At 45.2% G+C, this 14,488-nt stretch carries 13 protein-coding genes; 6 read left to right on the forward strand and 7 right to left on the reverse strand.

Going from position 1 to position 14,488, the window contains the following annotated elements; translation table 11 throughout:
* From RJ60_RS10995 to RJ60_RS11015, 5 genes are all read left to right on the forward strand, one after another.
* Positions 1 to 1,119, forward strand: coding sequence for a PP2C family protein-serine/threonine phosphatase (locus RJ60_RS10995; protein WP_099830376.1), 1,119 nt, complete (start codon positions 1 to 3; stop codon positions 1,117 to 1,119).
* 51 nt (positions 1,120 to 1,170) lie between these two features.
* Positions 1,171 to 1,515: an STAS domain-containing protein gene (locus RJ60_RS11000; protein ID WP_099830377.1), complete on the forward strand. Its 345-nt coding sequence runs from the start codon at positions 1,171 to 1,173 to the stop codon at positions 1,513 to 1,515.
* Between the two features lie 3 nt (positions 1,516 to 1,518).
* Entirely contained in the window at positions 1,519 to 1,920 is a 402-nt protein-coding gene (locus tag RJ60_RS11005) for an ATP-binding protein (protein WP_099830378.1), read from the forward strand.
* Positions 1,921 to 2,195: 275 nt separating this feature from the next.
* Positions 2,196 to 3,923 (forward strand): ABC-F family ATP-binding cassette domain-containing protein, encoded by a 1,728-nt coding sequence (locus tag RJ60_RS11010; protein WP_243392381.1) that lies wholly within the window; start codon positions 2,196 to 2,198, stop codon positions 3,921 to 3,923.
* 304 nt (positions 3,924 to 4,227) lie between these two features.
* A complete protein-coding gene (locus RJ60_RS11015; RefSeq protein WP_099830380.1) occupies positions 4,228 to 5,415 on the forward strand; it encodes an MFS transporter in 1,188 nt (395 codons plus the stop codon).
* 76 nt (positions 5,416 to 5,491) lie between these two features.
* Here the strand turns inward: RJ60_RS11015 and RJ60_RS11020 are convergent, their stop codons facing one another.
* From RJ60_RS11020 to RJ60_RS11040, 5 genes are read right to left on the reverse strand one after another with little or no spacing between them, the layout of a single operon-like run.
* A complete protein-coding gene (locus tag RJ60_RS11020) occupies positions 5,492 to 6,451 on the reverse strand; it encodes an ABC transporter ATP-binding protein (RefSeq protein ID WP_099830381.1) in 960 nt (319 codons plus the stop codon).
* Positions 6,451 to 7,428 carry an ABC transporter ATP-binding protein gene (locus tag RJ60_RS11025; protein WP_099830382.1) on the reverse strand — a complete coding sequence of 326 codons (978 nt, stop codon included), beginning with the start codon at positions 7,426 to 7,428 and terminating at the stop codon, positions 6,451 to 6,453. Before RJ60_RS11025 ends, RJ60_RS11020 begins: the two co-directional genes overlap by 1 nt.
* Before the next feature lie 10 nt (positions 7,429 to 7,438).
* Positions 7,439 to 8,245 carry an ABC transporter permease gene (locus tag RJ60_RS11030; RefSeq protein ID WP_099830383.1) on the reverse strand — a complete coding sequence of 269 codons (807 nt, stop codon included), beginning with the start codon at positions 8,243 to 8,245 and terminating at the stop codon, positions 7,439 to 7,441.
* Between the two features lie 7 nt (positions 8,246 to 8,252).
* Positions 8,253 to 9,197, reverse strand: a complete 945-nt coding sequence (locus RJ60_RS11035) for an ABC transporter permease (protein WP_099830384.1) — start codon at positions 9,195 to 9,197, stop codon at positions 8,253 to 8,255.
* A 15-nt stretch (positions 9,198 to 9,212) separates the two neighbouring features.
* The gene (locus RJ60_RS11040) at positions 9,213 to 10,682 is read right to left on the reverse strand and encodes an ABC transporter substrate-binding protein (protein ID WP_099830385.1); all 1,470 of its coding nucleotides are present in this window, start codon (positions 10,680 to 10,682) and stop codon (positions 9,213 to 9,215) included.
* 480 nt (positions 10,683 to 11,162) lie between these two features.
* On the opposite strand from RJ60_RS11040, the gene RJ60_RS11045 reads away from it, so the two are divergent.
* Positions 11,163 to 12,251 (forward strand): serine hydrolase, encoded by a 1,089-nt coding sequence (locus RJ60_RS11045; RefSeq protein ID WP_099830386.1) that lies wholly within the window; start codon positions 11,163 to 11,165, stop codon positions 12,249 to 12,251.
* Between the two features lie 114 nt (positions 12,252 to 12,365).
* Here RJ60_RS11045 and RJ60_RS11050 read toward each other — a convergent pair whose 3' ends face one another.
* Complete coding sequence (locus RJ60_RS11050) at positions 12,366 to 13,610, reverse strand: hypothetical protein (RefSeq protein ID WP_099830387.1); 1,245 nt, start codon at positions 13,608 to 13,610, stop codon at positions 12,366 to 12,368.
* A gap of 39 nt (positions 13,611 to 13,649) precedes the next feature.
* Positions 13,650 to 14,042, reverse strand: a complete 393-nt coding sequence (locus RJ60_RS11055) for a hypothetical protein (RefSeq protein ID WP_099830388.1) — start codon at positions 14,040 to 14,042, stop codon at positions 13,650 to 13,652.
* Positions 14,043 to 14,488 lie beyond the last annotated feature (446 nt).

Below are 14,488 nucleotides of genomic sequence, written 5' to 3' on the forward strand. Positions count from 1 at the left end.
GTGAGCAGGATATTGGTGGTGGATGACGACAGTTCGGTTAGAGTGCTTCTAAAATCAATACTTGTCAGGGATAGACACGATGTGATCGAAAGCCCCGATGGTGAGTCTGCGTTGTCTTCACTGTCAAGAGACAAGCCTGATATGATTTTGCTGGATCTTATGCTGCCCGACTACAATGGACTGGATATTCTGACTGAGCTCAAGTCTAGTGAAGAGCTGCGGTCTATTCCAGTAATCGTACTTACCGGTTCTTCAGACAGGCAGAGCAAACTTACTGCTCTCAGTTCGGGGGCCGTTGATTTCATCTCAAAACCCTTTCTTCCCGAAGAGGTTTTACTTAGAGTGAATACTCAGTTGAAGTTACACGAGTTGATAAAGTCTCTGAGAATAGCTGTAGACAATCTTGAGAGTGATGTTCTTGCGGCGGGAAAGATACAAAACGCGCTTGTACCGAAAAGCGATCCACAAGGACTTGCTGTCAGATGGATCTACGAACCTTCCTACAGAGTTGGCGGGGATATATTCGATGTGTTTAGGTTGAACGAAAACCGTTTCTTCGTTTATTTGGCGGATATGTCCGGACATGGAGTAAATGCTGCAATGCTATCGGTTATGGTGCACCGGTTCATTGAAGATTTCAGATCCGGTATTAACGACATAGATTTCGACCTGAGCAGCTTCATGAAAGAGCTCGACAAGAACTTCGTGTTTGAGAGGTTCAATCTATTCTTTACTATTATCGCCGTAGTTGTTGATCTAGAAGGCTTTGCTCTTCTGGCAAATGCGGGGCACCCCTCGCCGATGATTCTTAGAAAGGGCTCTGTTGAACTGCTTGATGATAGGAGAGAAAGCCTGATTGGTATGAACATGGTTCGCGGAGAAGTGTCGAGAGTGCCGTTATTAAAGGGAGATCGTCTTCTGTTGTATACAGACGGATTGATTGAGTTGCTGAACGAAAAAGGTGAGATGTATGGTGAGAGCAGACTAAGAGATCTCTTTGAGAGTTGTGCGAATATAGACATTGAGGAAACGTCTGAGCGTCTTAAGACCTCATTTGATAGCTTCAAAGGAAGTGTGTTGGCTGAAGATGATATTACGGCGCTGCTCATAGAGTTCTAGTAAGAACGTCATATGGTCCGGAAATCTATGAAAACTAGGAGCGAGAGTAAGATGTTTGAATTGAAGATGATGGAGAATAAGATCGGAGTAATTTCCCTCTTGGAAAGAGCGAGAATCACAGGAGAGACATCGGCGAGGTTCAGAAAATGGCAAGAGACAGTCGATCTCAAAAGCTGTTCGTCAGTGATCGTCGATGGGACCAACATCGAATTCATTGACTCTATGGGCATTGCCGCTTTGATAAGCATCTACAAGACAGTTGCTGCTGAAGATAGTGATCTCGTCTTGATAAATTTGTCTGATGAGATAAAGAAGCTGCTTAATACTCTGAGGCTCGATAGGCTCTTTGTTGTAAAGGATTGTAGCCTTGAAGAAGTCATCAAGAATTCGTGTTGAGAGATGGGTGAGAAGAAGTACAATTTCAAGGTTAGACCCGAAATGGGCAAAATCGATGCTTTCTCGGCTAAAGTCTCGGAGATAGTAAGAAGGTGCATGGACAATGAAACCGGTTTCAGAGCTGGCTTGATAGTAATTGAGGCTTGCTCTAATATCGTTAAGCACGGCCAGCTTACTGAAGAAGATCTCATATCAGTCAGTCTCGCTATCGGGGAAAATGAAGTAGTAATTACAATCGAAGACACTTCAAGAGAGTTCAATCCACTTGAGGTGGATGATCCAAATCTTGAGAACATCGAGCTTCTGCAGCAAGGTGGAATGGGTATCTACTTAATAAAGAGGTTTTCCAAGAAAGCTGAATACTCCTATGTTGACGGCAGAAACATTCTGAAGATCATAATCTAACTAGAACTTGCTTTTGCTTTCCATCGCTGTGCAGGTTCACAATCAAACTAAACCGTAGTACTTGTTGGTAGTGCATCATGCTCAACTCGATAATGAGTTTGACTTGGCCTTGATCTATGTGTTATAAATTACTGATCGCAAACCAGTAGGTGCTGAAATGAAGAATAGACTTCTTTAATCTACAAAACTGAATACTTCCTCAAAAAACATCGAAAGACTTCAATCCTATTTAGCCGTTCAATTCAAATAACTTTGAGCTTCTAGCCTTACTGGAGGTGATCAATTTGCTTCAAATACACAATCTTTCAGTTTCCTTTGGAAGCGTAGACGTTCTTAAGAAAGTCAGTCTCGATCTTGCTGCAGGAGAGATTTTGGCTGTCACCGGGGCAAACGGTGCCGGCAAGTCGACTCTCCTGAAATCCATCAAAGGTGAAATCACTCCCTCGGAAGGAAAAATAACTATTGAGCAAGGTATCGACCCGCTTCTTGTTAACCAGGAGATTGCAGACTTTTATGGGACAGTGAAGGAGTATCTACTGGGGGCGAAAAAAGAGCTCTTCGACATCTACGAGAAATTGGGCAGCTCTGTAAATGATCCTATGACCTATGCGGAACTCATAAATGAATTTCATAATGTTGGGGGATTCGAGTTCGAAGCAAAGATTTCTTCATCTCTAAATGAGTTTGGCATCAATGTTGACAATCTGGATTTCCCGTACATGAATTTCTCCCATGGGCAGAAGAGAATTCTCTCCCTTGTCAGGGGAGTTCTCTCCGGTTCGAATCTTTTCTTGCTGGACGAGCCGACAAACCATCTCGACATAGAAATGACCTTAAGACTTGAAGAGATCATAACCTCACTAAGCGAGAGGGGTGTTGGAGTTATTGTTGTAAGTCATGACAGGAGATTCATCGACAGAGTCGCTCACAAGACGATCTATCTGAAAAGAGGAGAGGCAATAGGAGTTCGAGGTGGCTATTCTGAGATGCTGGCGCATCTGAAAAGTGATTTCCTATCAAGGAAGAAGAAAAGTGAAGAGATAAGTAAGAAGATACGTCAACTGGAACTCGATGCGACCAGGAGGAAGAGCTGGTCAGATTCAAGAGAGGCTTCAAAGAGATTCGCAAGCGATAAAGGCCATGAAGGACATATGGCGGCCAAACTAGCCAGACGTGCGCTAGCTGTACAGAAAAGGACCGAAAGACTGATCGGTGAACTGGAGTGCGAAAAACCGTTTGTTGAGAAGCCTGTTACTGTCAGGATTCCTAAATATGGAGTTCCGAACAGAAAAATGGTCATGGTGGAGGGCCTCTCGTTCTCTTACGAAGAAAATGAAGTCATAAGGGAGGCCTCTGTTAACATGGATACTTCCGATAGAGTTGGTCTCATAGGGCCGAATGGTTCGGGGAAAACAACTCTGATGAAATGCCTGGTAGGGATTCTGGAACCATCGAGTGGCAGAATGTACAGAAACGAGAGTGTAAACTGGATGTACATTCCACAGAATGTCGCAGAACTCTTCGAAAGAGGAACTCCCTATGAAGAAATCGCCGACCTTGGACTGGAAGTGACCGCCGTCAGAAGTCACCTGGCCAATATCGGTCTCAAGGGAGAGAAGGCCTTCTCGGAGATTAAAAAGATGAGCTACGGAGAGTTGATGAGGCTTGCCTTACTGAAATCTCTTCTTTCAAAGGTTGAGTTCATCTTTATGGACGAGCCAACCAATCATTTGGATATTGAATCTCTAGAAGTACTTGACAGACTTCTCAACGACTTCGCAGGAGGGTTTTTCTTCATTAGTCACGACAGGCAGTTCATTGCAGAACACGGGGAAAAGATTCTCACCATTGAAGAAGGTATGCTTAAAAGCTTCGAGTATTCAGAGGAGATTGATATCGACTCCTTTGATTGTACAAAAGAGATTCTTGCGGACTCCTACGATGAGTCGAACTTCAGGAGAAGCACAAAAACCTTCCTTCATAATTCTGAGGAGGAAGATTGAGAGCTCGGCACCGATGGGGATATTCTAGCAGCTGGAGAACCCAGAGAATAACGAGAAATGCCTCATCCGCATTGGAAACTTTTTTATGAGCCTATTTGATATATAATATTCCTAACTCAATCCAGGAGAAGGAGCGAACCCACATGCTAGAAGTTATTCAGGCTTACAGAAGAGCTATTTTGGGCGGATTTTTGGATTCCGTGGGTGAATGCTATCTCGTCGAGCCTGGATTGCTCTGAATTTTTACTGTAAATCAAGAGGCCGTGACGGGTGTCACGGCCTCTTTCTTTTGGGAGAAATCGTTATGAATAATATGGTTGAGCGCATGAAAAGCAACATAAAGAAGAATTACCTATTCTCTTTTCTTATGAACATGAGACTGTCTAGCGGTCTCTGGATGATCTACATGGCCTCCAAGGGAATGAGCTTGACGCAGATCGGTTTCCTTGAAGGAATATTCCACGTGACCTCTTTGACGATGGAGGTCCCTACAGGGTCTGTAGCAGACTTGTTCGGAAGAAAGCTCAGCAGAACCATGGGGAGGTGTCTATCTCTTGTAAGCATTCTAGTATTGATCGGCTCTAGGAACTTCCTTCATTTCGCACTATTCATGGTACTCGCTGCACTTTCGTATAACCTGGAATCTGGTTCTGGAGAGGCTCTTGTTTATGACTCTCTCAAATATCTGAAAAAAGAAGACAATTTCATATCGGTTCTTGGGAGGCAGGAGGCTATATTTCAAGTGTCTTCAGTTACGGCGCTTCTAATCGGCGGGTTCCTGGGAACGTACAACTATCACTATGCATTTTGGGTTTCCGCTGGGATCATCACATTTTCGGCGGTCTATTCTCTTTCGTTTACAGAACCACCAATCCTCGAATCGGTGAGCCGTAACTCAAAGACCTTCCGGGGCTTCTTGAAGCAGATTGTTGATAGCTTCTCAATAATCGCTAGAGATAAAAAGGTTGCATTTCTTATCTTTTTTGTTCAGACTATATTGGCATTCAGCGCCTGCATATTCTTTTACATTCAAAACTACTGGAAAGGACTTGGCCGCACGGAGTTTCAGATTGGCATATACCTCGCAGCCGGGTCGTTTCTTGCCGGTTTAGTGGCCATGAAGGTTCAGAGGTTATCTCATCTGCTGAAGGAGAAGAAAGTCCTGATCATACTGCCTCTTGTTTCTGTCGCATCCATGTGGGGTGTGGCTCTTTGCTCGAACAAGTTACCTTTCTTCATGGTTGTAACTATGATTGAAGCCATGCTGTTCGTAGCAGGTAACGACTACATAAATAAGCTGATTCCATCCAGGAGCAGGGCAACGATAATATCCTTTGCAAGTATGATGTATAGCTTAGTAATGATAATTTTCTTCCCAATTTTCGGAAGAATCGCTGACACAATCTCGTTTGGAGTTGCTTTTGTCTCACTGGCTGTGATGGCAAGCTGTCTTTATGTGTTCAGTATGTATTTACTCAAGAAGATCGGATGAAAGAATTGATTCGCGCTCCTTAAGGCAATGTCGGTCAAAAACCGCCTCGGGTTACAGTATTAGGAGAGTGGAACGCTCAGTAAAGGTGACAGCTTACAAAATGATCTTTCGTTACCTCGGTCATTTGCGGCTTCACACTCGAACAAATCGCCATTCTCCTGAAACATCTGGGGTGAAAGAAGCATCCAGTTGGTGGGTTCAAGGGACTGGGAGCATCACCTTCAAGTATTATTCTTTCGAGCTTATGATCGGTTTCACCGGGAATCGCCGAAAGGAGGGACTGAGTATATGGGTGAAGCGGTGATCTGTAGAGTTCTTCAGATTCGGAGAGCTCAACGATTTCGCCAAGATACATGACGGCTATTCTGTCGCAGAAGTAATGAACAACGTTTAAATCATGGGAAATGAAGAGATAGGTCAGAGAAAGCCTCTCCTGAAGATCGTTCATAAGGTTAAGCATCTGTGCCTGGATAGAGACATCGAGCGAAGAAACCGGCTCATCGGCTATTACGACTTCTGGATTAAGAATTAACGCATTCATGATTCCTACGCGCTGCTTTTGACCTCCAGAAAGCTCGTGAGGGAATCTTCCCAACAGATCCTTGTCAAGTCCCACAAGGTTCATGCTCTCCAAAATCAGCTCTTTGATCTCTCTCTTTTGCATTCCCATCGCTCTCAAAGGTTCTCTCAGTATCCACTCGACTGTTCCTTTTGGATTCAAGGATCCTGAAGTGTCTTGAAAGATTAGCTGAACCTTCTTTCTGAATTCACGTTTTTGATCTCTCTTCAGCGAAGTAACGTCGTCGCCTTTGAAGAGGATCCTCCCCTCCGTCGGTTTTAGAAGCCCCACGATTGTATAGGCGGCTGTTGATTTTCCACAGCCGGACTCACCTACAAGTCCGAAAGATTCTCCTTCAGAAATACTTAAGGAAACTCCGTTCAGTGCCTTGATCATCCCCGGCTTCTTCAGCAATCGGGTTCTTCTCAGTATGTAATGTTTTTTAAGGTTATGAATCTCCAGAATACCTCTCTTCATCAAATCTCTCCAGCAAGGAAGCATCTCGCTTCGTGATCATTGTCCATCTTTTTGAAGCCGGGGAACTCTTTCTTACATTTTTCGACAGCGTAGTCACATCTTGGCTCAAATGGGCAACCGTAAATCATGTCTGCTATTGACGGCACCCGGCCTCGAATGTCGAAGAGCTCTTTGCCTTTTGAGTCTCTCTTAGGCATGGCTTTTATGAGGCCCATTGTGTAGGGGTGGGCCGGATCTGTGAAGAGCTTATCGACAGGTGCTTTCTCAACGATGTGCCCGGCATACATAACGTAAACCATCGAGCAGATCTCCCGAACTACTCCTAGATTATGCGAAATAAAAATCATTGAGGAGTTTCTCTCACGATTTATCTCTCTTAACAGCTCCAGTATCTGTGCCTGTATTGTTACGTCCAAAGAAGTAGTCGGCTCATCTGCGATTATCAGTTTTGGATTGCAGACTATGGCTATGGCTATAGCTATTCTCTGCCTCATACCGCCCGACAGTTCGTGAGGGTACTTGCCATATGTCCTTTCTGGATCAGGAAGACCGACACCTTTGATGATCTCAAGAACCCTTGAGAATCGCTCTTCCTTGTCAAGAGAAGTGTGCATCTTAAGGTTCTCCTCAATTTGCCACCCGACCTTCAGTAGAGGATTGAGCGATGAAAGTGTCTCCTGAAAGATCATCGAGATATCTTTGCCACGTATTCGCCTGATTTTCTCCTCATTTAGAGAGAGCAGATCGGTTCCTGAGAAGAAGAGACTTCCTGTCACGTGCGAATTGCCTGGAAGCAACCTCATTATCGAAAGAGCTGTCACTGTCTTTCCGCATCCAGATTCTCCAACGATCCCGATTATCTCCTTCTCCAGCACCTCCAGAGATATGCCCTTCACTGCGTAGAGCATCCCTTCTGTAGAATCGAAGGCGATTTTGAGATCTTTGATATCTAACAGAGGCTCTATTTCAGTTCGCATATGTTCTCACCTATTTTCTCTTCTCTCTCATGTCCCGAATCCCATCTCCGAGAAAATTGAAGCCCAGCACAAGTAGGGTAATAAAGATTCCGGGTGCTATCGCGTACCAGGGGCTGACGGTTATGAAGACCTGAGACTCACTCAGCATTCTTCCCCAGCTGGGATTGGGTGGCTGGATTCCAAGTCCAAGATAACTGAGCGCCGCTTCGGCCAGAACTGCATTTGAAAAACCCATAGATGCTGCCACAACAATTGGGGAAAGTACATTAGGCAAAATGTGTCTTAACATAATACGGAGGTTTGAAACTCCTCTTACCTTTGCACTTCTTACGTAATCCAGCTCTTTATACTGAACGAAGCCACTCCTTGTGATCCTGGCAAACGAAGGAATCGACATGATACCTATTGCGACGATCGTGTTTCTCAAACCTACCCCAAAGACTGAAACAAACATCAATGCAAGGAGAATGCTGGGGAAGGCCATCATTGCATCGATGAATCTCATAATTATCTCATCGACAATTCCTCCGAAGTAACCAGACACGGCACCGATCGTTACTCCAAAGAGAGTTCCGATAGAAACGGCAACCAATCCTACAAAAAAGGCAGTTTGAGAAGCTTTCATGATCCTGCTAAGCACATCTCTTCCGAAATTGTCTGTACCCAGAAGATGGCGGACTGACGGAGGTGAAAAACGCTCTTCCCTGTTGATTTCCGTTACTGAAAACGGAGTGTAAAACAAACTCACAATCATCATTGAGAACAAAAGAGATATCAATACAATTCCAATTCTGAGATTTATGCTTCTCTTGTCCATACTATCCTCATGCGCCCAATCTGATTCGAGGGTCGATTACGGTATAGACAATGTCGATCAGGAAGTTGATAATCACAATTATAAACGCAATGTACAGTACCATCCCCTGGACGAGAGGTAGGTCACGGGTTGAGATCGCATTGATCAACAGTCTTCCAAGACCTGGGAGCGTGAAAACCTGTTCGATCACTATCGAGCCTCCAAGAATGTTTGCCGCTATCATACCGAGGACTGTAACGATCGGAATTAGAGAGTTCTTCAGCACATGCTTGTACAACACTGAGTTTATGTTCAAACCCTTTGACAGGGCCAGCTGCACATAGTCGCTCTTCATCTGATCCATTACGGAATTTCTCGTATACCTGATAATCGAGGCAATTGACGGAAGGGCTATTGCGATGGCGGGGAGCAGTAAAGACTTGAAAGCTCCTACGGCATCCTCGCTCCACGGGACGTATCCTCCAGGCGAAACCCAACGGAGAACGATTCCAAATATGTACATCAAGATTATCCCGCTCCAGAAAGAAGGAATGGCCATTCCAATTTGTGAGATCATAGAAATCAAAATGTCGGGAAGTCTGTGACCATATTTTGCACTGACTATTCCAAGAGGAATTCCCACTAGAGTAATGAACATCATGGCCATAAGCGCCAGCGAAAGAGTTACCGGTATCCTGTCTAGAATCAGATCAGACACTGGGACTGAGTATCTCATAGAAGTGCCGAGGTCTCCCGTCAAAAGACCCTTAAACCACCTCGAAAGTCTCTCGCCGAGAGGATCGTTTAGTCCCAATTCGGCTGAAAGAGCTTCGAATTGCGATTCTTCAGCGTCTACGCCGAGTCTCGACAGTGCAGGATTCCCGGGGATCACCTCGAAAGCCACAAAAGCTATGAGCGAAACCAGAAGCACTGTCAGAATCATTGCAAAGAGTTTCTTCAGATATACATACACAGATGACGCTCCTCCCTAACGGTAATAAAGAGTTGACATATCCTGTACGTACAGTGGATAGACCTTGTACCCAAATAGATTAGGAGCAAGTGCCACAAAGAAGTTGGGATCCATTATGTAAACTGCCGCAGCGTCTTCTGTGAGGATTATCTGTGCCTGCTTAAATAGAGAGGCCTTCTCTTCAATGTCCGTTTTTTCAATGGCCATTTTGACCACTCGATCGTATTCGATGTTGAAGTAGTTGTAAAAGTTTCTCGGATAATCGGAAACGTATCGCCTCAAAATATCGTATGCGCTTAGTTTCCCAGTGAGACCAATTATTGTCATTTCGTACTCTCTTGACGTATAGACCTTGTCCAGCCATACGCTCCATTCTACCAGCTCTATTTCGGCTTCTATGCCAACTCTCTTAAGCTGTTCGACAATTATCTGGGCTGTATCTATGTGAAACTGATAGTTCGAAGGTACTGTGATCTTTGTGCTGAAACCGTCGGGATACCCTGCCTCAGAAAGAAGCTGTCTTGACCTTACCAAACTGGTTTCATAGTAATCCTCGAGACCCTCCTGATGATACATGCTCATTATCGGCGACATGTTTGAACCGAGCTTCGTCCCGTAACCGCCAGCCACGATTTCTATAATCTCGTCCTTGTCCACTGCATGGTTAATCGCCCTCCTGACTCTAATGTCGTCGAAGGGGCTGACCGCATGGTTCATTGCCATCAACTGGACCATGTTTTGCTCTGCAGTAATTAAGTTGAATCGATTACCCAGAACCATTGCCTGAATTGCATCGAGTCTTGGAAGTATCTGAACGTCCCCGGCCATGAAACTCATGATAGCAGCCTGGTTGTCGGGAATTATTCTGAATTCGACTTCGTCCACTATAGGCAGCTCGGGATTCCAGTATTCGTCGAATTTCTCTATTACAAGCCTCTGACCCGGCTGATACTTGACGAATTTGAACGGTCCAGTTCCTATCGGGTTGACTTCATGGTTGTCGTTATTTGCGGGAATTATCGCGATGATGAACTTCTCGAGAAAGTCGGTGTTCAAGGTACTGAGTTCCACCTTTATTGTCTCTTCATCTACCGCTTCGATCTTTGAGACGAATTTTTCGAAGTCTGATGAAAGGCCCCTTTCCTGATTGTTTCCTTTCAGCCTGTTGAGAGAGTACAGAACATCGTCAACTGTGACCTCAAATCCGTTATGGAACTTCACACCGCTTCTTAACGTAAAAGTATAGGTCAGGCCGTCCTCCGATATATGGTAACTCTCGGCCACAGCCGGAACAACACTTCCATTCGAGTCGGGTTTGAGGAGACCCTCAAATACGTTGAACATCATTTCGTAAGTGCCCGAAGCAGCCGCTCTATGTGGATCAAGAAAATCGGGATCCTGCATCACTGCGACCACGATTTTTTGAGACAGCAAACTGGTCAAAGAAATAATAGAAAGCATTATTATCAAGAGAATCTTTCTCATTTCATTCCTCCCTAAACAAATCTTTTCAGTAACCTCTCTGGTGCAGCCGTCGGATATGCTTCGATCATTGCGTCCTCAACATTTGTTATTTTAATCTTTATGGCTGCAGAGACCTAATGCTGCTTTCAAAGTGAGACATATGAAATAGATTTGCCAACCGTTGTATTTCAACTATAGTCTAACGCAGATGATTTCATTCTGCTCATCGAAGCGATGATCGATTTGGCTCATGACTGTGCAGAAAGACTCTCTCTTTGAGCCACCAGTTAAAATAAGAGCCTCTTGGAGATTCAATAGACTTAATTCAAAGCCGGTGAAAGCGACAGATGGTTCGGTAGGAATACTGTGGATATCAATTCCGGCAGGTGAACTCAGAACGACGAGCAATTCGATTGGTTAATCCAGAATCCATCTCAGTATTGCAGAAGTGAGTTATCATTGATTATGGGCTCCACAAACTCTCTCAACTGGAGGTGCCTTTTGTTCAGAAGACTGGCTACTGTAGTGTTATCTGTCACGTCTCTTTCTTTTCTTCTATTTGCCAATCCCATAGATGAAGTTATGAATAAGAGTATTGCGTTTGAAGGCTTTTGGGGAACCGTTCTTGTCTCAAGAGGAGATGCGATCTTGCACGCAGCAGGATACGGAATGGCAGACATTGAAAGGAATATCCCCAACACTCCTGAAAAGAAGTTCAGAATTGCATCGATTACCAAGCAGTTTACCGCAGCTGCAGTTCTTAGGCTACTGGAAGAGGGGACAATATCTCTTTCAGATTCTGTTGCAAAATTCATTCCCGAATTCCCTAACGGAGAGAGAATCCTTATTCATCAGATGCTTAATCATTCTTCTGGAATTCCAACAATGATTAACACGTTAGAACTTCTTGGAGAAGTCAAGAAATTTGAGGAGGATAGAACTCTTCAAGAAGCCGAAATCGCTTACATCTCCTCTCTGCCTCTGAGATTTGAACCTGGAAGCAGCTTTCTCTACAGCAACAGCGCGTATTTTCTTCTCAGCGTCATCATAGAAAGGGCAAGCGGGAAGCGCTATGATGATTATCTGAGAACGAACTTCTTCGAACCACTGGGAATGAATAATACCGGTTACGATTACAATGAATACGATAGCGGATGGGGTCTTCCTTACTACTGTGATTCCTATGTTATAGATCTCTCTAGCGTAAGACCTGCTGATTGGGTCGATAGAAGGCTTCCCGGTGGAGCGGGGGGGTTATACTCCACTGTGTATGATCTGTATCTGTGGGACAGAGCGCTTTCCTCCGGAGAAGTGCTTTCAGAAAGCTCCTTAAGACTAATGGAGAGTCCAACGAATGAACTCTTCGAGGCAGGCTATGGAGTCTTTATCGGTAACGAGCTTATAGATGGCGAGTACAGAAGGGTCGTTTATCACGACGGGGACACGAAGGGTACCTCGACTAGAATAAATCGGTATGTCGACGACGACATCTTTGTGGTGGTGCTGAGCAACATCGAGGGAAGGGATTTCACCGCGCTCTCGCACGAACTGGCGAAAGCAGTGATAGTGAACGGTATGGGAACGGATTGACTCGACGGGTTGAACGTTCTTGTGCCGGAAGGTGAAATCAAGAGAACCGCTCTCATTCATTTGAAGAGCGGTTCTCCGTTTTGCCGAAAGTGCAATTTGCCAATGGTCTGATCTTCAATTGGTTTTGTACAGAGCTTCTACAGTCTTTTTTATGTCGGAGTAATTGAGCATCAACTTTCCGTTCTGCGGCCGATCAGTGTCGAGGCTGGTCTCGTCGACCCAGTAACTGTCCAGTTCAACGATAACGCCCTTCGAATCGACGATGAAAACCCTCTCCTCGCCTGGGAAGCCGTAGAAATCGGCCAAGCTTCTTTCGTCTCTCAAATAGATATTTTCTAACAGCGCCGCTTCCGGCTCAGCTTGCTCCTTTCCTGTGAGTATCCATAGAACCTTCAGATCTGTGTACCTCCGGGCGAGATCGATGATTCCGTCCAATCTATACCTTTCGAAAGCGCTCAGAGAACTGCAGTCGCAATCGGTGTATACGGGTTCGACGACTGTCGCAGGCGAGACTTTGCTGAGAACGATCAGGCTGGGGGACCCCTCAAAAAAGGCCGCATTAACACTTGGATCCGTCTGGAGAACTCCGGGAATTGGAAGAGGTTGTCCCTTGAGAAATTTCGGTTTCTCCGTCGGAGTCTCCTTAGTCTCCTCAAAGGAAACCTTTTTCCCGTCTTCGGAAACCTCGCCGAGTCTGTATGCCCTGCCGTTCAAAGAGAAGACTTCCTTATGCAGGAAAATTTCATATGAGTCATGGATTAGAGCTATTTCGCCGTCGCCGTCCGTATCGACTCCGAAGTAAACCTGGTCGGTAGAGTAAAAACCTTTGGGGTCTTGCGTGAAGAGTTTGATCTTTCTCGGGCCGTCTTCGCCCCAGACTAACCCCTCCATGTGCTCGTACAAACAATATCGGATCTCCAGCTCGCCAGTCAACCCCGTCTTTCTGGCTAACAGTTTGACAGATCTTGATTCCCAATAACCATCGAGTTCGTAAAAGACTTTGACTCTGGTAATCCACTCGTAGGTCGTTGTGTCTTGGTGGGACTCCTTGAAGTCCGGTGCGATCGTTGGGTCGTCAAGCACATTGCCGTTGTTGTCCGCGTCGATCCACAGGAGGGGGATCTCTCCGGGTATTAGCGCGAATACTATCGGCTTGGCGCCGAGCTCGAGAAGGCCGTACTTCAACCCTTCTATAGATGGAGTTTCCAGAGTGTCAGGTTTTGATTCGCTGAGCGGGACGAGCGTCATTTCGTTTCCGGCCATCCATGGAATCTGTTTAGTCAAGTAGCCTGTAAGGCCGGCGGCAAAGGTCGTGACGAAACACAGGGAAAGGATTAGAACAAGCATTGTTCTTTTCATAAAATCACCTCCAGTTATCTGTGACATTTCGGATAAACTTTATGAGTCCGAACAGGCACATGATGACTCATAAGTGAAACAAGAGCCTTCATAAGGCCCGGTGTTTATGAAACAACCGACCGAACCTTCAACCTCTCCGATGCCGGAAAAATCACCGCTGAAACTGCAGGACTGAACGAGGAAAAAAACGACGTAACAATCTAGATAGAGATGTAATATTACGGCCAGTGGATTTCCGTTGCCATCGAAGTTCGCCGCTCTGCCAGTTAGCACGCAGTCGTATCCCTGATCGCCCCGGAAACAGCTTCCGTAGCATCTGATGATATAACAACCCGGAAGTTCGACGCGCGTCTCCATTTCTTTAACCTGATCGTTTGCGAAAGAGACTGAGAGAAGAAAACAGAGCAGAAGTAGAATTACCGTACGCCTCATAATACCACCTCCAATGATTGAATTGGATGGGCCGCATGAGCATGTGCACCATAGTTTACCAGAACACCATATGGTAAACCAAAGGCAATAAATAGTTTTTATACACATATTTCATGATATTGGAAAAACATTGCTAGCCAGGCGGTAAAGGCGATCAGGAAACCGAACTTTTCGCTTGAGACGGTCGGAAAGAGTTTATCGGCTGAGTTATTTTTGTGCGGAGTTCTGTATAGCGCCAGCCATTGATTATTGGAAGAGGGCCATTGGGAGTCAGAGGGAGGCTGGATTGTCGCGGTAAGGAAGATAACGGCAAGCTGCCTTCAAGGTTGTGACGAACTGCCTAAAGAGTCTATAGAAACATGCGTTACTGCAGTCATTGTTGGATTTTTATCGAGAGTGGCCCGGTACTAATGGAGAGAGTGAAAATGAACTTAAAAAGGTCTCGC

The sequence above is a fragment of the Mesotoga sp. B105.6.4 genome (assembly GCF_002896535.1).
In the GTDB taxonomy this organism is placed as follows: Bacteria; Thermotogota; Thermotogae; order Petrotogales; family Kosmotogaceae; genus Mesotoga.

Excerpts from the sequence above, each read along its gene's own strand:
- RJ60_RS11050 (WP_099830387.1), bottom strand. The coding sequence starts at position 13,610 with ATGAAAAGAACAATGCTTGTTCTAATCCTTTCCCTGTGTTTCGTCACG.
- RJ60_RS11020 (WP_099830381.1), bottom strand. The coding sequence starts at position 6,451 with ATGAAGAGAGGTATTCTGGAGATTCATAACCTTAAAAAACATTACATA.
- RJ60_RS11000 (WP_099830377.1), top strand. The coding sequence starts at position 1,171 with ATGTTTGAATTGAAGATGATGGAGAATAAGATCGGAGTAATTTCCCTC.
- RJ60_RS11040 (WP_099830385.1), bottom strand. The coding sequence starts at position 10,682 with ATGAGAAAGATTCTCTTGATAATAATGCTTTCTATTATTTCTTTGACC.
- RJ60_RS11015 (WP_099830380.1), top strand. The coding sequence starts at position 4,228 with ATGAATAATATGGTTGAGCGCATGAAAAGCAACATAAAGAAGAATTAC.
- RJ60_RS11005 (WP_099830378.1), top strand. The coding sequence starts at position 1,519 with ATGGGTGAGAAGAAGTACAATTTCAAGGTTAGACCCGAAATGGGCAAA.
- RJ60_RS11030 (WP_099830383.1), bottom strand. The coding sequence starts at position 8,245 with ATGGACAAGAGAAGCATAAATCTCAGAATTGGAATTGTATTGATATCT.
- RJ60_RS11055 (WP_099830388.1), bottom strand. The coding sequence starts at position 14,042 with ATGAGGCGTACGGTAATTCTACTTCTGCTCTGTTTTCTTCTCTCAGTC.
- RJ60_RS11025 (WP_099830382.1), bottom strand. The coding sequence starts at position 7,428 with ATGCGAACTGAAATAGAGCCTCTGTTAGATATCAAAGATCTCAAAATC.